Below are 20,667 nucleotides of genomic sequence, written 5' to 3'. Positions count from 1 at the left end.
CTGGGAGACAAGATCATGACCGCTCTTCCCCCGCTCGACGGCATCCGCGTCGTCGACCTGTCCCGGGTGCTCGCCGGACCGTACTGCACGGCCCTGCTCGCCGACGCCGGCGCCGACGTGATCAAGATCGAGTCCAAGGCCGGCGAGGACTCCCGCCACCTCGGACCGTTCCGCGACGGCGAGAGCATCTACTTCAACGTGCTCAACCGCGGCAAGCGGTCCGTCGCGCTGGACCTGAAGGATCCGGCGGATCGGGAGGCGTTGCTGCAGTTGATCGAGGGCGCCGACGTCGTCGTCGAGAACTTCCGTCCCGGCGTCACCACCCGGCTCGGCATCGACTACGAGGCGGCCCGGGCCCGCAACCCGCGCATCGTCTACGCGTCGATCTCCGGTTTCGGCCAGGAGGGCCCGATGTCCGGCGCCGCCGCCTACGACCTCGTCGTGCAGGCGCTGTCCGGAATCATGAGCATCACCGGCACGGAGGAGTCGGGCCCGACCCGGCTCGGCGAGTCGTTCGGCGACCTGGTCGCCGGCCTGTTCGCGGCGTGGGGCATCAGCACCGCGCTGCTGGCGGCCCGCACCACCGGACAGGGCCAGCACCTGGACGTCGCCATGTTCGACAGCATGCTCGCGATGCTGCCGACCGCGCACAGCCAGCTGCAGGCCACCGGCGTCACCCCGGCCCGGGTCGGCAACCGGCACCCGGTCTCGACGCCGTTCGACACCTACCGCGCCGACGACGGCCTGTTCGTCCTCGCGGTCGCCAGCCAGGGCGGCTTCGAGAAGCTGGCCCGGCTGATCGGCCGCGAGGAACTGCTGAGCGACCCGCGGTTCACCGACGACACCACCCGCACCGAGAACGAGCCGGCGCTGCGCAAGGAGATCGAGGCGTGGGCGACCGGACGCACGGTCGCCGAGATCACCGCGATCCTCGGTGAGGCCGGGCTGGCGAGCTCCGAGGTGTGGACGGTCGAGCAGGCCCTCGGATCCGATCAGGCCCGCCACCGCGGCGTCGTGGAGACCGTCGAGCACCCCACCGCAGGCGCGATCTCGTACGTCCGTCAGCCGGTGGTGTTCGGCGACAGCACCCGGCCGCCGGCACGCCGCAGCCCGCTGCTCGACGAACACCACGACGAGGTGCTGTCCCGGCTCGACTAGATTCGGCCCGGGCCCGTCAACCACCGGCCCTGAAAAAATCCTCGGCACTGGGAGTGAACCGCAGATGGCCCCCGGCGACGTGACTCGCAGCGCGAGTCGGACCTTCGAGCTGCTCGGCGCGATCACCGAGCGGGGTGGGCTGACGCTCGCCGACGCCGCGAAGGCCACGGACCTCGCACCCAGCACGGCGCTGCGACTGATCCGCAGCCTCGAGCAGACCGAGTTCGTGGTGCGCGGCGAGGACAACGTGTACCGGCCGGGTCCGCGGCTGCTGCAGATCGGGGCGCGGGCGCTCGCCGACAACCAGCTGCTGCTGCGGGCCCGGGCGGCCATGACCGAGATCGCGGAGACAACCCGGGAGTCGACGTACCTGTCGGCTCCCGGGCCCCGCGGGACCGCCCTGTACCTGGGGCAGGTCGAGGGGACGCATGCCATCCGGCACATGGGCTGGGTCGGGCAGACGGTGCCGTTGGTCGGAACCGCGGTCGGCGCCGCACTGCTCGGCGAGGTCGGCGCCGACGGATACGCCATCGCCCACGACACCATCGAGGACCACTCCACCGGGGTCGCGGCACCGATCTACGACGCGATCGGCCGGATCGTCGGGGCATTGAGCGTGGTCGGCCCGACATACCGCCTCGACGACGCCACGTGCGCCCGGCACGGCCAGGTCCTGGTCGCGCGCTGCGCCGAGCTGTCGGCGCAGTTGGGCCGCACAGAGGAGTTCTGACGGCCGACTCGGCCTGCACCGAGGCCGCGGGCGGCCGACTTGGTGACGCTGTCTCGTATTCGAGACAATGGCGGCGTCACCGGTGAGGAACGAAAGAGGGCGGTACATGTCGAGCAGTCGCGTGAAGTCCGCCGAGCGTGTGCTCGACGTGCTCGACCTGCTGGCCCGGCGCGGGGCGCCGATGGCGGCGACGGAAATCGCGGCCGAACTCGATCTGCCGAAGAGCACCACCCACCACCTGCTCAACGTCATGCGGGACCGCCGGTTCGTCTCCTACTGGCCGGACCAGCGCGCCTGGACACTCGGGGTGTCCGCGTTCGAGGTGGGCGCGTCGTACATGCGGTCCGGGCCGCTGCACCGGGAGGGACAGCGGTACCTGGTCGCGCTCACCCAGGCCGTGGACGAGACGTCCCACCTGGCGGTGCTGCAGGGCACCGACTCCATCTACCTGGACAAGCGCGAGCCGCTCAAGCCGGGAGTGCGCCTGGTGACCGAGATCGGCACCCGCCTGCCTGCGCACCTGACCGCGGTCGGGCGGGCCGTGCTGGCCCGGCTCGATCCCGAGCAGCTGAGCGCGCTCTACGACGGCTACTCGTGGCCGACCCGGACCGGAGCCGGACCGACCTCCCTCACCGAACTAAGGACGGTGCTGCGCGCCGACCGCGAACGCGGGTACTCGGTCGAACGCGATTCCACTACCTCCGGGGTGACCTGCGTGGCGGGCCCGGTCGTGACGTTCGAGGGCCGTCCGGTCGCCGCGCTGGGTGTCGCCTACCTGACCGGCTCCCGCACCGAGGCCGAAGCCGAGCAGATCGCCGAGCGGGTGGTCGCGACCGCCGCCGACTTCTCCGCCAGCCTGGGCGACCGCATGCTCGATCCCGATCTGCGCACCGAACACGCCGGCTGAACTACGCCGCTCGACCACGGACACTCTTGCTTTAGTCTCGTATTCGAGACTAAAGTCTCGTATTGTAGACATCGCGACGTCGTCGCCTCTCCTCCGAACTCTGGAGCCTTCGTGACCCCCACCAATCCCACCGCCCCCGTCATCGAGGTCGGTATCGGCCCCGTCTCGATCCAGGACGTCGTCGACGTCGCCCGCCACGGCCACGGCGTCCACCTGAGCGCGGAGTCGCTCATCGAGATGGCGGCCTCCCGCGCCCACATCGAGGCACTCGCCGCCAGCCCCGTCCCGGTGTACGGGGTCTCGACGGGATTCGGCGCCCTCGCCACCCGGCACATCGCGCCGAACCTGCGAACCCAGTTGCAGCGCAGCCTGATCCGCTCACACGCCGCCGGTTCCGGCCCGGAGGTGGAACGGGAGGTGGTGCGGGCACTGATGCTGCTGCGGCTGTCCACCCTCGCGACCGGCCGCACCGGCGTCCGGCCGGCGGTCGCCCAGGTCTACGCGGACCTGCTGACGGCCGGGATCACCCCGGTGGTCCACGAATACGGCAGCCTCGGCTGCTCCGGCGACCTCGCCCCGCTCGCCCACGTCGCGCTCGCGGTGACCGGCGAGGGCACCGTCCGGACCGCGGACGGCCGGCTGCTTCCGGCGGCCGACGCCCTCGCCGAACACGGGATCGAGCCGGTCGTCCTCGCCGAGAAGGAGGGACTGGCGCTGATCAACGGGACCGACGGCATGCTCGGCCAGCTGGCGCTGGCGATCACCGACCTCGACCACCTCCTCAAACTGGCGGACGTGGCCGCGGCGATGAGCGTCGAGGGCCTGCTCGGCACCGACCGCGTGTTCGCCGCCGACCTGCAGGCCCTGCGTCCGCACCCCGGCCAGGCTGCCGCCGCGGCGAACATGGCCCGACTGCTCGCCGGCTCCCCGATCGTGGCCAGCCACGCCGGACCCGAGGACACCCGGGTGCAGGACGCCTACTCGCTGCGCTGCGCCCCGCAGGTCGCAGGCGCCGCCCGCGACACCGTCGAGCACGCCCGCACCGTCGCACTGCGCGAACTGGCCTCCGCGATCGACAACCCGGTCGTCGCCCTGGACGGCCGGGTCGAGTCCAACGGCAACTTCCACGGCGCCCCCGTGGCCTACGTCCTCGACTTCCTCGCCATCGCCGCGGCCGACGTCGCGAGCATCAGCGAACGGCGCACCGACCGCTTCCTCGACGTCGCCCGCAGCCACGGGCTGCCCCCGTTCCTCGCCGACGACCCCGGCGTCGACAGCGGCCTGATGATCGCCCAGTACACGCAGGCCGCGATCGTCTCCGAACTCAAGCGGCTCGCCGCCCCGGCGAGCGTCGACTCGATCCCGTCCTCCGCGATGCAGGAGGACCACGTGTCGATGGGCTGGTCGGCCGCCCGCAAGCTGCGCCGCTCGATCGACGGCCTGACCCGGGTGCTGTCCGTCGAAATCCTCGCCGCCGCACGCGGAATCGATCTTCGCGCCCCGCTGCAGCCCGGAGCCGGCACCGGCGCCGTGCTGCACGCGCTGCGGACCGCCGTCCCCGGCCCCGGCACCGACCGCCACCTGTCACCGGAGATCGAACGGGCCGTCGAACTCGCCGCCTCCGGCGCGCTCGTCGCCGCCGCCGAGGACGCCGTCGGGGAACTGCGGTGACCGTCCCCACCCTCCGCACGGCGCAGATGCCCACCCCGCGCCCCGCGATCGAGGCGCTGCCCCGGTACTCCCGGGCCAACGGCTCCGCGACGATCCGGTGGCGGGCGTCGAGCAACGAGTCGCCGATCGCGCCCGCTCCCGCTGTCGTGGAGGCGATCACCCGCGCCGGCGCGAACGGCCACCGCTATCCGTCGCTGTTCGGCGACGACCTGGTGGCCGCGCTGGCGGCGCGACTGGCGGTCCCGACCGAGGCGCTGCACGTCGGCGCGGGCTCGCTTGCGCTGCTGCAGCAGGTGCTCACCGCCTTCACCGGGCCGGGCACCGAGGTGGTGCACGCGTGGCGCAGCTACGAGGCGTACCCGATCCTGGTCGGGATCGCAGGCGCCACCGCGGTTCCGGTGCCACTCGACACCGACCACCGGCACGACGTGGACGCGATGATCGCCGCGCTGACCCCGCGTACCCGCGCGGTGCTGGTGTGCAACCCCAACAATCCGACCGGGACCGAACTGTCCGGGGCCGAGCTGCGGAGACTGCTCGACGCGGTTCCCCGCCACGTGCTGGTGTTGCTCGACGAGGCCTATCGGGAGTTCGCCACCGGGAACGACGACACCGACGGGGTCGCGCTGCTGCCCGACCATCCGAATCTCGTTGTACTGCGCACCTTCTCCAAGGCATACGGTCTCGCCGGACTGCGGGCGGGCTACCTGATCGGCGACCCCGAACTCGTCGCGCACCTGCATGCGGCGGCGCCGCCGTTCGGCCTCGGCGCGGTCGCGGAGGCGGCGGCGTGTGCGGCACTGACCGATCCCGACCACACCGAGCGGGTCGTGGCGACCGCGCGGGCGGGCCGCGAGCACCTGCGCGCCGGGCTCGCCGCCCGCGGCCTCGAGACCCCGCGGAGCGGCGCGAACTTCGTCTGGATACCGTTGGGCGACGGAGCCGCCGCGTTCGAAGCCGCGTGCGTCGCACAGGGCGTGTCCGTTCGCGCCTTTCCCGGCGAGGGGGTCCGGGTCACCGTCGGTGAACGCGCCGCGGAGGACGCGGTCCTGGCCGCCGCCGACACCCTGACCGCCCCGTGAACCACCAAGGAGCACCGATGCCCCTCGACGCCCTCGCCCGCGAGCTGCGGTCGAGCCGCCTGATCACCGACCCCGACGTGGCCGACGCCTACCGACGCGACGAGGCGCACCTGGCGGAGCCGGGTACGCCGCTGGCCGTCCTGCTCGCGGACTGCACCGAGGACGTGGTGTCGGCTATGAAATGGGCCACCGCACATCGGGTTCCGGTGGTTCCGCGCGGCGCGGGCAGCGGCCTGTCCGGTGGCGCGACCGCGGTCGACGGCTGCCTGGTCGTCAGCACCGCGCCGATGCGGGCGATCACCGAACTGAACCCCGCGGACCAGTTGGCCGTGGTGCAGGCCGGCGTGGTCAACGCCGACCTCGACCGCGCGGCAGCCGAGTACGGGCTGATGTACGCGCCCGACCCGAGCAGCCACGAGATCTGCACGATCGGCGGAAACGTCGCCACCAACGCGGGCGGGCTGCGGTGCGTCAAGTACGGCGTCACCCGCGACTCGGTGCTCGGCCTCGAGGTGGTGCTGGCCGACGGGCGGGTGCTGCGCACCGGGCGCCGCACCGTCAAGGGCGTGGCGGGCTACGACCTGACCGGGTTGATGGTCGGATCCGAGGGCACGCTGGGCATCGTGACCGGTGCGACGGTCCGACTGCGGCCGCGACCGTCCCGGCCACCGGTCACGGTGGCGGGCAGCTTCGGCTCGCTGACGGCCGCCGCCGACGCGGTCGCGGCGATCGTCCGGGCCGGGATCGGGCCGAGCCTGCTCGAACTCATCGACCGCGCGACCCTGCGCGCCATCGACGACTGGCGCAACATCGGCCTCGAGGACGACACGGAGGCGATGCTCATCGCACAGGCCGACGGTCCCGACGCCGAGGCCGCGGCGTCGGCGATGGAGCGCGAGTTCACCAGCGCCGGAGCCGATTTCGTCGCCGTCTCCCAGGACCCGGCGGAGTCCGCACAGCTGCTGGAGGTGCGGCGCCTTGCCTATCCCGCGTCCGAGCGACTGGGGCAGTGCCTGGTCGAGGACGTGGGCGTGCCACGCTCACAGCTGGCGGAGATGCTGGCGAGCATCGAGCGGATCGCGTCCGAGCACGGCGTGACGGTGATGACCGTCGCGCACGCGGGCGACGGCAACACCCACCCGACCTTCGTCTTCGACCGGCGCCCCGACGGGTCGGTACCGGACGAGGTGTGGGCGGCGGCCGACGCGGTGTTCCGCCGCGCGCTGGAGCTGGGCGGCACCCTCACCGGCGAGCACGGGGTCGGTACCCTCAAGAGACGGTGGCTGGCCCTCGAGGTCGGCGAAGACGGTATGGCGATCCATCAGGCGGTGAAGGCGGCATTCGACCCGCTGGGCATCATGAATCCGGGCAAGGGCTTCTGAGTTCGCTCGAACCGAGCGGGCCTCCCCCTGTTGACAGACCTGTCTATACAGGCATATACATTCCCCGTCGCCAAGTGATTCACCGCACAAGCGAGAAGAAGGTGGGCATCACCCCGTAGTCGACACCGCCGGCCGGCGGAGTCACCCCAGAAAGACAGGCCTATGACGCACGACGGATCCTCCTCCGAGATCCTCCTCACCCCCGAACGCCGCACCATCGACGTCGTCCCCGACGACGAACGGCACGGCACCCCCCGGAGCCAGTTCACGCTGTGGTTCGGCGCGAACATGCAGATCACCGCCGTCGTCGACGGCGCACTGGCCGTCGTCTTCGGCGCCGACGCACTGTGGGCCATCATCGGCCTGCTGATCGGCAACGTGTTCGGCGGCGCCGTGATGGCGCTGCACTCCGCCCAGGGCCCCCGCATGGGTCTGCCGCAGATGATCTCCAGCCGCGCCCAGTTCGGCGTCAAGGGCGCCGTCGTGCCGCTGGTCCTGGTCATCCTGATGTACCTCGGATTCGCCGCCACCGGCACCGTCCTCGCCGGTCAGGCCGTCAACAAGGTCCTCGGCATCGACAACCAGGCCGTCGGCATCGTGATCTTCGGCCTGCTCACCGCGTTCGTCGCGGTCACCGGCTACAAGCTGATCCACGCGGTCGGCCGGGTCGCCACCGTCGTCGGCGTCATCGGCTTCACCTACCTCGCGATCCGCCTGTTCATCGAATACGACGTCGCCGCGTTCGTCGGCATCAAGGGCTTCGACATCGTGACGTTCCTGCTCGCGATCTCGCTCGGCGCAGGCTGGCAGCTCACGTTCGGCCCGTACGTCGCGGACTACTCCCGGTACCTGCCCCGCGGAACCAAGGAGAGCACGACGTTCTGGTCCACCTTCCTCGGCAGCGTCGTCGGTTCGCAGTGGTCGATGACCTTCGGTGCCCTCACCGCCGCCGTCGCGGGTGACGCGTTCCTCGGCAACCAGGTCGGCTTCATGGGTGAGCTCGCGGGACCCGCGGTCATCGCGTTCCTGATCTACCTGGTCATCGTCGTCGGCAAGCTCACCGTCAACGTCCTGAACGCGTACGGCGGCTTCATGTCGATCCTGACCACCGTCACCGCGTTCGACGGCCGCTCGCAGATCTCCACCAAGGCCCGCTCCGCGTACATCCTCGGGTTCACGATCGTCTCGATGCTGATCGCGATCATGGCCAGCGCCGACTTCCTGGACAACTTCAAGAACTTCGTCCTGGTGCTGCTGATGGTGTTCACCCCGTGGAGCGCGATCAACCTGATCGACTACTACCTGATCTCGAAGGAACGCATCGACATCCCGGCGCTGTACGACGCGAACGGCCGCTACGGCGCCTGGAACGTCCCGGCCCTGGTCGTCTACTTCGTCGGCGTGATCGCGCAGATCCCGTTCCTCGCGCAGAAGATGTACACCGGCCCGATCACCGACATGCTCGGCGGCGCGGACATCTCCTGGATCGTCGGCATCGTGTTCACCGCCGCGATCTACTACCCCGTCGCCAAGCGGACCGCCAACCCGCCGGCGGAGATGATCTACCCGGCCCACACCAACATGGTCGACTCCCGGGTCTGATCCGACCCACCACCACCCCGCCTCGTTCGAGAAGGAGACACCGTGTCCACCCGGACCACCGCACTGACCAACATCGGCACCCTCGTCACCAACGACCCCACCCTCGGTGACGGGATGCTCGGAGTGCGCCGGGACGCCGCGGTCGTCTTCGAGGACGGGGTGGTGGCCTGGGTCGGTGACTCCGCGGACGCCCCGGCCGCCGACACCGGGTACGACCTCGGCGGCCGGGCCGTGCTGCCCGGATTCGTCGAGAGCCACTCCCACCTGGTGTTCGCCGGTGAGCGGGCCGAGGAGTTCGCGGCCCGCATGTCCGGCGAGAAGTACGCCGCCGGCGGCATCCGCACCACCATCGAGGCCACCCGGGCCGCGACCGACGAGCAGCTCGCCGCGAACGTGCGGCGCCTGCTCGACGAGTCGCGGCGCTCGGGCAGCACCACCGTCGAGATCAAGAGCGGCTACGGCCAGAGCACCCGGGACGAGCTGCGCAGCGTGCAGGTCGCGGGCCGGTTCACCGACGAGGTCACGCTGCTGGCCGCGCACGTCCCGCCGCCCGAGTACGCGGGCCGCGGCGACGAGTACGTGACGATGGCTGTCGACGAGATGATCCCGGCGTGCGCCCCGTACGCGAAGTGGATCGACGTGTTCTGCGAGCGCGGCGCGTTCACCCTCGAGCAGTCACGCGCCGTCCTCACCGCCGGTGTCGCGCACGGCCTGATCCCCCGCGTGCACGGCAACCAGCTCGGCGAGGGCCCCGGCGTCCAGCTGGCCGTCGAGATGGGCGCGGCCTCGGTGGACCACGTCACCTACGTCACCGGCGCCGACATCGACGCGCTCGCGGGCAGCGACACCGTCGCGACCTTGCTCCCCGGCGCGGATTTCTCCACCCGCAACCAGTACCCCGGCGCCCGCGCGCTGATCGACGCCGGCGTCACCGTGGCGCTCGGCGCCGACTGCAACCCCGGCACCTGCTACACCACCAGCCTGCCGTTCTGCATCGCCATCGCGGTCCGCGACATGCACATGACCCCCGCCGAGGCGGTGTGGGCGGCCACCGCGGGCGGCGCGAAGGCGCTGCGCCGCGAGGACGTCGGCAGCCTGCGGATCGGCGCCCGCGCCGACGCGATCGCGCTCGACGCCCCGTCCTACCTGCACCTCGCCTACCGGCCGGGAGTTCCGCTGGTCCGCGAGGTGTTCGCCGGCGGCGAGCTCGTCACCGCCTAGACCGCACGCGCACCCGCCGGAGGACCAGTCATGACCGATCAGCTCCCCACCACCCTCGAGATCGAGGTCGACATCGCCCCCGTGCCCTGGACCGGGCGCACCGACGGCACCACCGATGAGCACCTGCGGTGGCATCAGGCCATCGCCCCCTACGTCGCCGAGCCGGGCTCCGGAGCGGTGCTGATCGGGTTCGCCAGCGACGAGGGTGTGCGCCGCAACAAGGGCCGCCGCGGCGCCGCCGCCGGTCCCGACGCACTGCGCGCCGCGCTCGGTTCGATGGCGCTGGCCGCCCCGCTTCCGCTGGCGGATGCGGGCACCGTAGCGGTCACCGGGGAGGATCTCGAGGGCGGGCAGGCCGCGCTCGGCCGCGCCGTCACCGCCGGCCTCGACGCCGGGCGACTGCCGGTGGTCCTCGGCGGCGGTCACGAGGTCGCGTTCGGCACCTACCTGGGTGTCGCGTCCGCGCAGCTGCGGCGGGACCGGCCGCGCCTCGGCGTCCTGAACCTGGACGCCCACTTCGACCTGCGTGGCGACCCCGTGCCCAGTTCCGGGACCCCGTTCCGGCAGATGGCCGAGGCCGAGCAGGCCGCGGGCATCGGCTTCCGCTACGACGTGCTCGGCATCAGCCAGCCGAGCAACACCACCGCCCTGTTCGACACGGCCGAGCGGTTCGGGGTTCGCCACCTCCTCGACGAACGCTGCGGACCGGCCGACCGCGACGAGGTGGACGCGTTCGTCGACGACTTCCTCGGCGACGTCGACATCGTGTACCTGACGATCGACCTGGACGTCCTGCCTGCGGCCGTCGCGCCCGGCGTCAGCGCCCCCGCCGCGTACGGCGTGCCGATCGAGACGATCCAGCGGGTCTGCGACCGGGTGGCCGCGAGCGGCAAGCTGGCCGTCGTCGACGTCGCCGAACTCAACCCCGGCCTGGACGTGGACAACCACACCGCCAAGACCGCGGCGCGGCTGATCCACCGCATCGTCACCGGGCACGTCCCGGTGGCCTGATCCGAGCGATCAGCCCCGCGGCTTGAGCCGGGTGTTCGGCAGGATCGGCGCCGGGATCGTCTGTCGCCACTGCGCCGGGAACGGGCCGAACCGGCTCGTGTCGGGATCGGACTGGTCGTCTCGTTCGCGCTGCCAGTCCTCCCGGTAGCCGGCGATCTCGTCGTGACTGCGGCCGACGAAGTTCCACCACATCACGATCTGCTCGCCGAACGGTTCTCCACCGAGCAGCAGGATCCGCACCGGCCCCTCGGCCGACGCGACCAGGTCGAGGCCCGCCGGCCCGGCGGGCAGGTACACCAACTGTCCGATCGTCGCATCGACTCCCGCGACCGTCACCGACCCGGTGTCGACCATGACCCCATGCTCGAACGACGGGTCCAGCTCGACGCGCAGCGACTGCCCTGCCTGCAACGTCAGCTCGGCGCCGAGCAGCGGCGTGAAGGTCCGCACCGGTGACGTGTGCCCGAACAGGCTGCCGAGGAACACCACCGCCTGCGCGCCCTCGACGTCGAGCACCGGAGGCGCGTAATGCTCGAAAGCCGGTGCGGTGAAACGATGTTCGTCCGGCAGCGCCACCCACAGCTGAACGCCGTGCAGGAAGGCGGTGTCCGGCGTGGAGAACTCCGAGTGCGCAATCCCCGAACCCGCGGTCATCAGGTTCACCTCCCGCGGCCGCACGATCGCGTGCGCGCCGGTGGTGTCCCGGTGCTCGATCTCGCCGCTGAACACCCACGACACCGTCTGCAGCCCGGTGTGCGGGTGCCCCGCGACCTTCATGCCGCCGCTGTGCCGTACGTCGTCGGGACCGTAGTGGTCGAGGAAGCACCACGCGCCGATCAGGGTCTGGCCTCGTTGCGGCAGTGACCGGCGCACCGTCATCGCCCGCGGACCGCCGAGGGGGACCTCGCGATAGTCGAGCAGGCGCGGCGCGTGCCCATCGCAGGTCTCGCACACGACCTCGGTGGGTGCGGGGTCGAGGTTGCTCATCGGATCGGTGATCCTCTCGGTCGAGAATGACATTCAGCGTCGAGCGTAACGCCCGGGGCAAACACACCACGAAAACGAAACTGCGCCATAGTTGATTCATGACCGACGATTCGACCTCGCCCACACCGTCCCCCGCCGTACGCGACGCAGGCGACCGCTACGAGATCACCGTCGGCGACGAACTCGCCGGCCTCACCCAGTACCTCGACCACGGTCAACAGCGGATCTTCTTCCACACCGAGGTGGACGAACGCTTCGCGGGACAGGGTCTGGCCGCGATCCTCGTCCACGACGCCCTCGCCGCCACCGTCGCGAGCGGCCGACGCATCGTGCCGATCTGCCCGTACGTGGCGAAGTACCTGCAACGCCACCACGACTTCGACGCTCATGTCGATCCGGTGACAGAGGAGGCGATCGCCGCGGTCCGGGCCCAGTGACCGCCCCTGGCCCCGGCCACATCGACGGGGCACCTTCCTCGTAACCATCTCGTGTCCGTTTCGTGGTAAGTCCGACGCGCGAAAACAGCCCCCTCGTAATACGATTCGAAATCGCTGGTCCCCGCGGGGTTCCCCGCGGGGCAATGCCGGTGCGCAAGCCCCGGCGCGATACCCGCGAGGAACGAGGCCAGAGATGTCCGTCGCGAACTGCACCACCCGTCGGGCGCGGGTACCCGCCTACGGGCGAGCGGTGATCCGCCGCCACCGGCTGCACGAGGCCCTTTCCGCCACCATGTCGCCACCCGAGGGGACGCCGAGTTCCGTCGCCCTGCTCAGCGCACCCGTGGGGTCGGGCAAGACGATGCTGCTGGCCGACTGGGTGACCGAAACCGCTGCGGGACAAGACGCCCCGACGACCGCGTGGCTCACCGTCCAGGAGTCGGACAACGAGCGAGAACCGCTGGCGCCGGTGCTCACCGCACTGCGTGCCACCGCCGACGCCGAGGTCCTCGACGCACTGTCCGACCTTCCGGCCGCCGACAGTGACGAGTATCCGGCCGTCGTCGCGGAATCACTCGGAACCCTGAGCAGACCGATCCTGCTGATCCTCGACGACGTACACCTACTGCACGCCCCGACCGCTCTCGAAGCGCTCGGGGCGTTTCTGCGCTGGGCGCCACCGACGGTCCGGACGGTGCTCGCCGCCCGGTACGAGCCACCGCTGGCACTGCATCGGATGCGACTGGACGGGCGTGTCCGCGACTTCCCTCCACAGGAGCTCGCATTCACCGAGGAGGAGGCCGCGCAGCTGTTCTCCGACCACCCCGTCACCCTCGACACGGACGACCTGCACGCAGTGTGGGAGCAGACGCAGGGGTGGGCGGTCGGGCTCCGGCTCGCCGCGATCGTCCTGGGCCGCTCCGCCGACCCGACCGCGGTGATCGCGGACTTCGGCGGGGACAACCAGGTGGTCGCGGACTACCTCGTCGGCGAGGTCCTCGATCACCTCGATCCGGCGGAACGCGCCTTCGTCGTGGAGTCGTCGATTCCCGACAGCTTCACCGTCGAACTCGCCGAAGCCCTCACCGGCAACCCGAACGCCCGCGGCATCCTCGACACCCTGGAGCGGGAGAACTTCCCCCTCGAACGGGTGGCGGGCCGGCCCGGCTGGTACCGATTCCGCCCGCTCCTGCGCGATTACCTGCGCGCGGAAGTGAGCCGGCTCGGGCGGAGCGCGGTTGCCGATCTGGAGAACGTCGCGTCGCGATGGTTCGCCGAGTCCGGCGCCGACGCGCGGGCCCTCGAGCACGCGCAGCACGCCGGCGACATCCGGGCCCTGCGGTCCCTGCTCGCCGGTCGCGGCCTCGGGGCGGTCCTCCGTGGCCACGGGGCGAAGGTGATCGAGGTCCTCGACCACGCGCCACCGTCAGTGCGATCGGGCCGCACCGCCCGCCTCGTTCGCGCCGCCGCGGAGATCGCCCGCGGCAACGAAGCGGCCGCGGCGTCCGTCCTGGGAGCGGCCGGCTCGACCACGACCACCGAGACGCCGCACTCGCGTCTGCTCGAACACACCCTGCGTCTACAGCTCGCGCTGCGGACCGGCGGTGTCGAGGACGCCCTCGACCGGCTTCACGACGACGACGCCGGCGCCTCCGGCAAACCCGAACTCGACGCTTTCGTCCTGCTCTCCGAGGGCGCCGCCGAGCTGTGCCTCGACCAGCTCGATCGCGCCGGGCAGCACCTGGAGGCCGCGGCGGCGACCGCGCGATCCGCGGACCTGCCCGCGCTCGAGGTCGAGGCGTTGACCTGGCTCGCGGCGGAGGCGGCCTTCCGCTGCGAACTCGGCACGATGGACCGGCACGCCTCGGCGGCAATCGGCCTCGGCCGAAGCCGTGACCTGGCGGGCGGCACCCATGTCCGGCTCGCGGAGTTGATGCGCGACTGGGGCCGCTACCTGAGGATGGACCCGCCGGCGGCACCGGACGACGCCGAACATCAGACCCTCACCGAGTGCCCGGACGACGCCATCACCGATGCCGCGGCCTGTGTTCGGGAATTGCTCCGACGGTCGGACACGACAGGGAGGCGGCCGTCGGGCGTGGCGATCCACGCGCACCTCGAGTCGGCGGCGCGGCACCCGCTGCCGCCGGGCACGGTCGCGCTGTTGGCCCCGGTGGTCCACCGCATCCTGCTCGACGAAGGACAGGAACCACACCTCGGGCAGTTGTCCGCACACACCGCGCGCGTCCTCGGGCGCGGCGGCGAGCTCGCGCTGATCGTGGCGATGACCGCGGCCCACCGGGGGCGGGTGGACGCCGCGAGCACGGAACTGGAGCCGGTGTTGTCGGGCGAGCTGAGCTGCACGGCACCCGTCACATTGATCCACGCCTGGCTGCTGGACGCATCGATCGCCGACCGTCGGCACGACGACCTCCGGGCCCGGGCCGCGGTCACCGAGGCATTGCGTCTCGCCGAGCCCGAGGGGATCCGACGTCCGTTCTTCGACGGCGGCGGCGGAACGATCCGGTCGCTGCTGGACCGTCACAGTGGCCGATTCGGCGTTCTCGACGGATTCGCCGAACAGGTCCGCGCCGTCGTCCCCGCCGCTGCGGGACGCGCCACCCTGCTCACCTCACGGGAGCGGGAACTGTTGACGGAGCTGCCGTCGTGGCGCACCGCCGAGCAGATCGCAGCGGACCTGTTCGTCTCGGTGAACACCGTCAAGACCCATCTGCGCGGGATCTACCGAAAGCTCGGGGTCCGGACCCGGCAGGAGGCCATCGCCGAGGCCCGAGTCCGGGGCCTGCTCTAGCGAAGTTCACCATCGACGGGTGAGGTCCGCCACATCGTGGTCCGGCAGGCTCGGACACGAGCAGCCGGATGACCACGGGAGGTGCGGCAGTGTCGCAGAGACCTCACGGCCGGGTCCGTTACGAGTTCCTGGTGCGCGGCACACTGTCGGCACGGGCACTGGCGGCGTTCCCCGAGCTGGCAGGTGTCGGAGCACCAGCGGGCCACACGCGCCTCACCGGCCCGGTGGACGGTGATCAGGAACTGCGCGCGATGCTCGCCCGGTTCGACGCCCTCGGTCTGACTGTGATCGAGATGCGGCGGCTGCCCGAGCCCTAGCCGACTCCGACGAAGCTGTTGTTCGTCGAACCCGTGATGTTGAGCCCGAAGGGACCACTCGGATCGGTGCCGGTGTTGCCGCCCGTGTCGACGCCGACGCCGGCGTCGTTCGCAGAGCCGGTGACGTTGATCGGGAACGGGAGGGAGCTGCCGCCACTCGTCTCGGCATCCGGATCGTCGGCGGTGGTGACCGCGCCGGTCAGGTCCGCACCGACTGCACCGGTGAGGTCCGCGCCGATCAGCTTGGCGCCGGACAGCCGCGCCCCGGTCAGTGTGGCGCCCGTCAGCTTGGCGCCGTTGAGATCCGCACTCGACAGATTGGCATTCTTGAGGTTCGCACCGGTCAGATCGGCACCGGACGCGAGGCCGAGGTAGAAGTTCGCCTGGGAGAGGTTCGCCCCCACCAACGTCGCGTCGGTCAGGTCCGCGCCTAGCAGATTGGCACCGGACAGATTCGCATGGGACAGGTCGACACCCGACAGGTTCGCGCCGGCGAGGTTGGCGCCCGCGCAGTCGGTGAAGGTTGTCTCCGTGGGATCCGACACAATCGTGCAGCCGCCGACGACCGTGTCGGCGGACGCCACCGGCGCCGATACGACCAGCCCGGCCAGGACGAGACCAGCGCCCGCGGCCGCGACGCCGAGCCTGGCCCGCACATGGTTACGCCTGCTGTTCAGTACCGACATGTCGATCTCGCTTCCCCAGTGAAACCCCCGATAGAGGGCTGAATCCGCCTAGACCGGCACACACTAACGAAACGGTCACGACCGCGGTGGATGTTTCGTAAAACAAGCGTCCAGGAAACGCTGATGACGGTCCGCGCGACACGCGGGCGAGTGCTGTGATCTCGCCGGGCGCCGGTCCGGCCGATCCGACCAGCGGGTAGACTGCCCTACATGCAGCGGGCGCTCCTTCTTAACTGCCGCGACGGGGTCTGATTTCAGACCGGCTCCCGTCGCGGGGTTCAGTCGCGCCGGTCGATTCACCTTTAGGACTACCCGTCCCCTCTATTTCGGAGATTCGTCAATGTCACCCGCCGACGCCTTTACTTCCGGATCGCGCACCATCACGCCGCCGTCCAAGCCCGCGCCCGCCGATCAGCCCGCCTGGAACACCCAGAAGAACTCCTCCATGCCGACCTACCGGTACCAGCCGTTCGCGGAGGAGGTCGAGCAGATCACGCTCGCCGACCGCACCTGGCCGGACAAGGTGATCGACCGCGCCCCCCAGTGGTGCGCCGTGGACCTGCGGGACGGCAATCAGGCACTGATCGACCCGATGAGCCCGGCCCGCAAGCGCCGCATGTTCGACCTGCTGGTCCGGATGGGTTACAAGGAGATCGAGGTCGGCTTCCCGTCGGCGAGCCAGACCGATTTCGATTTCGTCCGCGAGATCATCGAGGACAACGCCATCCCCGACGACGTCACCATCCAGGTGCTGACCCAGTCGCGGCCGGAACTGATCACCCGCACCTTCGAGGCATGCCAGGGCGCGAAGAGCGTCATCGTGCACTTCTACAACTCCACCTCGATCCTGCAGCGCCGGGTCGTGTTCCGCGCCGACAAGGACGCGATCAAGAAGATCGCCACCGACGCCGCGGTGCTGGTGCTCGAGGAGTCGAAGAAGTACCCGGACACGAACTGGCGCTGGGAGTACTCCCCCGAGTCCTACACCGGCACCGAGCTGTCGTACGCCAAGGAGGTGTGCGACGCGGTCACCGAGGTGCTGCAGCCGACCCCGGAGAACCCGGTCATCCTGAACCTGCCGGCGACCGTCGAGATGGCTACGCCGAACGTGTACGCCGACTCGATCGAGTGGATGCACCGCAACCTGGCCCGCCGCGACTCGGTCATCCTGTCGCTGCATCCGCACAACGACCGCGGCACCGGTGTCGCGGCCGCCGAGCTGGGCTACCAGGCCGGCGCGGACCGCATCGAGGGCTGCCTGTTCGGCAACGGTGAGCGCACCGGCAACGTCTGCCTGGTCACGCTCGGCCTGAACATGTTCACCCGCGGCGTGGACCCGCAGATCGACTTCTCGAACATCGACGAGATCCGCCGCACCGTCGAGTACTGCAACCAGCTGCCGGTGCACGAACGGCACCCGTACGGCGGCGACCTGGTCTACACCGCGTTCTCCGGCAGCCACCAGGACGCGATCAACAAGGGTCTCGACGACATGAAGTTCTCGGCGGACGCGCAGGACGCGGACATCGACGACATCGTGTGGCAGGTGCCCTACCTGCCGATCGACCCGAAGGACGTCGGTCGCACCTACGAGGCCGTCATCCGGGTGAACTCGCAGTCCGGCAAGGGCGGCGTCGCGTACATCATGAAGGCCGACCACGGCCTGCAGCTGCCCCGCCGCCTGCAGATCGAGTTCTCCCAGTCCGTCCAGAAGATCACCGACGGTGAGGGCGGTGAGGTCTCCCCGAAGGAGATGTGGGACGTCTTCCACGAGGAGTACCTGGCGCCGATCATCCCGCTGGAGCGGATGCGCCAGAAGGTGACCGCATCCGAGGAGGACGGTGGCACCGACGCCATCACCGCCGTGGTGAAGGTGGACGGCAAGGAGCAGGAAATCTCCGGCTCCGGCAACGGTCCGCTGGCCGCGTTCGTCGACGCGCTCTCCACCATCGGTTTCGACGTGCGGGTGCTCGACTACAACGAGCACGCGATGTCCGCCGGCGACGACGCCCAGGCCGCCGCCTACGTCGAGGCCGCGGTGACGCTGCCGGACGGCAGCACCAAGGTCGTCTGGGGCGTCGGAATCGCCACCTCGATCACCACCGCCTCGCTGCGCGCGGTCGTCTCCGCCGTCAACCGCGCTCACTGAGCTCCCCTGCCAACGACCGAAGGGCCGCTTGTTCGGATCAGCCGAACAAGCGGCCCTTCGGTCGTAGCCGGGGAGAGTGCCGCGTCAGCCCAGCAGTTTTGCCTTGGCGGCCGCGAACTCGTCGTCGCTGAGCACGCCGGCCTGGTGCAGCTCACCGAGCTGCTTGAGCTTGGCGATCATGTCGTCCTCCGCGGGCGCGGCCGGCGCAGGTGCGGCCGCCTGCTGGGCCGCGGCCTGCTGGGCGGCGGCCTGCTGGGCGGCGGCCTGCTGGGCGTACTGCTGCTGTTGGTACGCCTGCTCCTGCTGTTGCTGGTCCGAGTAGGCCTGCTGCTCCTGGTACTTGCGCTGCGCCCGCCGGTCCATCGCGTTGGTGGTGGCCCTGGCGGTGCCCGCGACCACCGCGGTCCGCGCGACGGTGCCGAGCAGTCCCGGACGCCCCACGCGCCCTGCCCTGAAAACCATTGCTCTTCCTTCCCTAGAGTGCGGCCTCGACCGCGGCGACGATGACGTCGTGTGGGATCTGGACGTGCAGCGCGACCTCGCCACCCGCCGCGCGGGCACTCGACACGAATTCGCGTGCCCACGTCTGCTCGTACACGATGATCGCGGCCGAACTGCCCGGATCCAGCGACTCCCGGACCACGTCGAGGTCCTCGTCGCTGATCAGTGCCTTCGCCTCGATCGACAGAATCTCCAGGCCCACGTCCTGCAGGTCCTCGTCGACGTCCACCTGGGTGATGTTGCCCGCCTCGTCCTTGTGGATGTAGACGAGGTCCAGAAGCGTCACGTAGCCACGTGACACCACGTTCTGCAGCGCCGCGACCGTCGCGGAATCCACCTTGGCGCCCGGAAACGCCAGCACGACCAGCTCGACCGGCCCGATGTTCACCGTCTCGTCCATGCGTCCACTCTCGTCCTGCAGGCCACCGGTGCGCATCACCCGCCGCGGATGAGGACCGATCTCACCTGCTGCGGATGAGGCGCAGGCCCCGGCCGGAGAGCGATCCTCTATCCAACAATCGAATCACTATCGTGAATTGGAGGCGTCCGATGAACTCTGCCGTCGACTCGTTCTGGGACTTCCTGTGGCTGATCCTCATCACGTTCGCCTTCGTGGCGTACCTGATGCTGCTCTTCGCGATCATCGGAGACATGTTCCGCGATCACAAGCTTTCGGGCTGGTGGAAGGCGGTGTGGGTGTTCTTCCTGATCTTCGTGCCATTCCTTACGGCGCTGATCTACCTGATCGCGCGCGGAGACGGCATGACCCAGCGCTCGCTGGCGGCCGCGCAGCACATGAAGACCGAACAGGACGCCTACATCAAATCCGTTGCCGGTAAATCACCGGCCGACCAGATCGCGGACGCCAAGGCGCTACTCGATTCCGGCACCATCACCGAGGCGGAGTTCACCGCGCTGAAGGGGAAGGCACTCGGCTAGCTGCCGGTCGTTTCCACACCGCTCCGGGCACCCCGCGTGGGTGCCCGGAGCGCTGTCGTTCGTGGCCGGGTGCGCCTCCCGCACCGGCACCGTGGGCTCGACCGATCGGGGCCGGTCACCCGCCGACGACGGCCGCCTGCGCGCGTACTGCCGAGAGGACCGCCCGGACCGCGGGACGTTCGGCGGCGGCGGGCCGGGTGGCGAGCTCGTAGATCCGTGCAGCGCGAACCCCGGTGAGGCGCTTGCTCACCAACCCGCGATGCGCGGGGACGTACCGCGGCATCAATGCGACACCGTGCCCGGCGAGCACGAGTTCCTCGATGACCCGGAAGTCGTTGATCCGCTGCACGACTCGCGGTTGCACCCCGGTGGCCGAGGCGACGGACTGCAACACGTCGTCGACCGGGAACCCGCCCCTCACACTGATCCAGTTCTCCTCGGCCAACTCCTCGAGCGCGACCTGTGGGCGGCCGGCGAGCGGGTGGTCCGGCGCGAGCACAAGGTCGATCGGTTCCCGCAGGAACGGTTCGAAACGCACTCGCGGGGAGACCAGTGCGGGCGCGCGTTCGTCGCGGTGGGTGACCACCACGTCGAAGTCCGCCAGCAATCGCGGGACCTCCGACGCGGGCTGGTCGACGTCCCGCGCGTCCACCTCGACCCCGAGGTTCGCGATCCGGGTCAGCACCCCCGGCAGCAACAGGGCGGCACCGGACGGGAACATCGCCAGCCGCACCCGGCCCCTCGGTGAACCTGCGTACGACGCCATCTCCTCGGTGGCACGGTCGAGCGCGGCCAGGACGTCGTCGGCGCGGAGGACGAGCGCACGACCGGCGTCCGTCAGGCGCAGGCGTCGGCCGTCCGGTTCCAGGATCGGCACTCCGGCCTCGCGGGCGAGCAGTTTGAGCTGTTGGGAGACCGCGGACGGGGTCAGCGAGAGCGCCGACGCGGTCGCGGCGACCGTGCCTCGGTCGGCCAGCTCCCGCAGTACCCGCAGCCGCACCACATCCATGTAGCAAAATTACATCGTTGGTGAACCAATATTCGATTGTCCTGATGTTTAGGTGACCGCACGATT

Annotated in this window: 19 protein-coding genes; 14 read left to right on the top strand and 5 right to left on the bottom strand. The window is 70.4% G+C overall.

Going from position 1 to position 20,667, the window contains the following annotated elements:
• Nucleotides 1-15 precede the first annotated feature (15 nt).
• From ACWDU4_RS15840 to hutG, 9 genes are all read left to right on the top strand, one after another.
• Entirely contained in the window at nucleotides 16-1,158 is a 1,143-nt protein-coding gene (locus ACWDU4_RS15840; RefSeq protein WP_450114857.1) for a CaiB/BaiF CoA transferase family protein, read from the top strand.
• 64 nt (nucleotides 1,159-1,222) lie between these two features.
• Nucleotides 1,223-1,888 (top strand): IclR family transcriptional regulator, encoded by a 666-nt coding sequence (locus tag ACWDU4_RS15835; protein WP_450114856.1) that lies wholly within the window; start codon nucleotides 1,223-1,225, stop codon nucleotides 1,886-1,888.
• Nucleotides 1,889-1,994: 106 nt separating this feature from the next.
• Nucleotides 1,995-2,795, top strand: coding sequence for an IclR family transcriptional regulator (locus ACWDU4_RS15830; RefSeq protein ID WP_450114855.1), 801 nt, complete (start codon nucleotides 1,995-1,997; stop codon nucleotides 2,793-2,795).
• Between the two features lie 111 nt (nucleotides 2,796-2,906).
• Complete coding sequence (gene hutH / locus ACWDU4_RS15825; protein WP_450114854.1) at nucleotides 2,907-4,466, top strand: histidine ammonia-lyase; 1,560 nt, start codon at nucleotides 2,907-2,909, stop codon at nucleotides 4,464-4,466.
• Complete coding sequence (locus ACWDU4_RS15820; RefSeq protein WP_450114853.1) at nucleotides 4,463-5,548, top strand: histidinol-phosphate transaminase; 1,086 nt, start codon at nucleotides 4,463-4,465, stop codon at nucleotides 5,546-5,548. The genes hutH and ACWDU4_RS15820 overlap by 4 nt, the downstream gene beginning before the upstream one ends.
• Nucleotides 5,549-5,565: 17 nt before the next feature.
• Nucleotides 5,566-6,930 carry an FAD-binding oxidoreductase gene (locus tag ACWDU4_RS15815; RefSeq protein WP_450114852.1) on the top strand — a complete coding sequence of 455 codons (1,365 nt, stop codon included), beginning with the start codon at nucleotides 5,566-5,568 and terminating at the stop codon, nucleotides 6,928-6,930.
• Between the two features lie 162 nt (nucleotides 6,931-7,092).
• Nucleotides 7,093-8,532, top strand: a complete 1,440-nt coding sequence (locus ACWDU4_RS15810) for a purine-cytosine permease family protein (protein WP_450114851.1) — start codon at nucleotides 7,093-7,095, stop codon at nucleotides 8,530-8,532.
• Nucleotides 8,533-8,574: 42 nt separating this feature from the next.
• Nucleotides 8,575-9,753, top strand: coding sequence for an imidazolonepropionase (gene hutI / locus ACWDU4_RS15805; protein ID WP_450114850.1), 1,179 nt, complete (start codon nucleotides 8,575-8,577; stop codon nucleotides 9,751-9,753).
• A 30-nt stretch (nucleotides 9,754-9,783) separates the two neighbouring features.
• Complete coding sequence (gene hutG, locus ACWDU4_RS15800) at nucleotides 9,784-10,764, top strand: formimidoylglutamase (RefSeq protein ID WP_450114849.1); 981 nt, start codon at nucleotides 9,784-9,786, stop codon at nucleotides 10,762-10,764.
• Between the two features lie 9 nt (nucleotides 10,765-10,773).
• Here the strand turns inward: hutG and ACWDU4_RS15795 are convergent, their stop codons facing one another.
• Nucleotides 10,774-11,751, bottom strand: coding sequence for a pirin family protein (locus ACWDU4_RS15795; protein WP_450114904.1), 978 nt, complete (start codon nucleotides 11,749-11,751; stop codon nucleotides 10,774-10,776).
• A gap of 98 nt (nucleotides 11,752-11,849) precedes the next feature.
• Here ACWDU4_RS15795 and ACWDU4_RS15790 point away from each other — a divergent pair, with 98 nt between their 5' ends.
• From ACWDU4_RS15790 to ACWDU4_RS15780, 3 genes are all read left to right on the top strand, one after another.
• Nucleotides 11,850-12,188: a GNAT family N-acetyltransferase gene (locus tag ACWDU4_RS15790; RefSeq protein ID WP_450114848.1), complete on the top strand. Its 339-nt coding sequence runs from the start codon at nucleotides 11,850-11,852 to the stop codon at nucleotides 12,186-12,188.
• 193 nt (nucleotides 12,189-12,381) lie between these two features.
• Nucleotides 12,382-15,000: a LuxR C-terminal-related transcriptional regulator gene (locus tag ACWDU4_RS15785; protein ID WP_450114847.1), complete on the top strand. Its 2,619-nt coding sequence runs from the start codon at nucleotides 12,382-12,384 to the stop codon at nucleotides 14,998-15,000.
• Between the two features lie 89 nt (nucleotides 15,001-15,089).
• The gene (locus tag ACWDU4_RS15780) at nucleotides 15,090-15,317 is read left to right on the top strand and encodes a hypothetical protein (RefSeq protein WP_450114846.1); all 228 of its coding nucleotides are present in this window, start codon (nucleotides 15,090-15,092) and stop codon (nucleotides 15,315-15,317) included.
• On the opposite strand, the gene ACWDU4_RS15775 is transcribed toward ACWDU4_RS15780, so the two are convergent.
• Nucleotides 15,314-16,003 (bottom strand): pentapeptide repeat-containing protein, encoded by a 690-nt coding sequence (locus tag ACWDU4_RS15775; protein WP_450114845.1) that lies wholly within the window; start codon nucleotides 16,001-16,003, stop codon nucleotides 15,314-15,316. The genes ACWDU4_RS15780 and ACWDU4_RS15775 overlap by 4 nt on opposite strands.
• A gap of 340 nt (nucleotides 16,004-16,343) precedes the next feature.
• Between ACWDU4_RS15775 and leuA the strand changes: the two genes are divergently transcribed.
• Nucleotides 16,344-18,152, top strand: coding sequence for a 2-isopropylmalate synthase (gene leuA / locus ACWDU4_RS15770; RefSeq protein WP_450114844.1), 1,809 nt, complete (start codon nucleotides 16,344-16,346; stop codon nucleotides 18,150-18,152).
• A gap of 84 nt (nucleotides 18,153-18,236) precedes the next feature.
• Here leuA and ACWDU4_RS15765 read toward each other — a convergent pair whose 3' ends face one another.
• Together ACWDU4_RS15765 and ACWDU4_RS15760 are read right to left on the bottom strand one after the other, a co-directional pair.
• Complete coding sequence (locus tag ACWDU4_RS15765) at nucleotides 18,237-18,614, bottom strand: SHOCT domain-containing protein (protein WP_450114843.1); 378 nt, start codon at nucleotides 18,612-18,614, stop codon at nucleotides 18,237-18,239.
• Nucleotides 18,615-18,627: 13 nt separating this feature from the next.
• Nucleotides 18,628-19,053, bottom strand: a complete 426-nt coding sequence (locus ACWDU4_RS15760; protein WP_450114842.1) for a DUF6325 family protein — start codon at nucleotides 19,051-19,053, stop codon at nucleotides 18,628-18,630.
• A gap of 149 nt (nucleotides 19,054-19,202) precedes the next feature.
• Here ACWDU4_RS15760 and ACWDU4_RS15755 point away from each other — a divergent pair, with 149 nt between their 5' ends.
• Complete coding sequence (locus tag ACWDU4_RS15755) at nucleotides 19,203-19,592, top strand: SHOCT domain-containing protein (protein ID WP_450114841.1); 390 nt, start codon at nucleotides 19,203-19,205, stop codon at nucleotides 19,590-19,592.
• Nucleotides 19,593-19,707: 115 nt separating this feature from the next.
• Here ACWDU4_RS15755 and ACWDU4_RS15750 read toward each other — a convergent pair whose 3' ends face one another.
• Nucleotides 19,708-20,601: a LysR family transcriptional regulator gene (locus ACWDU4_RS15750; RefSeq protein ID WP_450114840.1), complete on the bottom strand. Its 894-nt coding sequence runs from the start codon at nucleotides 20,599-20,601 to the stop codon at nucleotides 19,708-19,710.
• Between the last annotated feature and the right edge of the window lie 66 nt (nucleotides 20,602-20,667).

Source organism: Rhodococcus sp. NPDC003348, from assembly GCF_053589375.1.
This window is presented reverse-complemented; position numbering and strand designations above follow the sequence as displayed.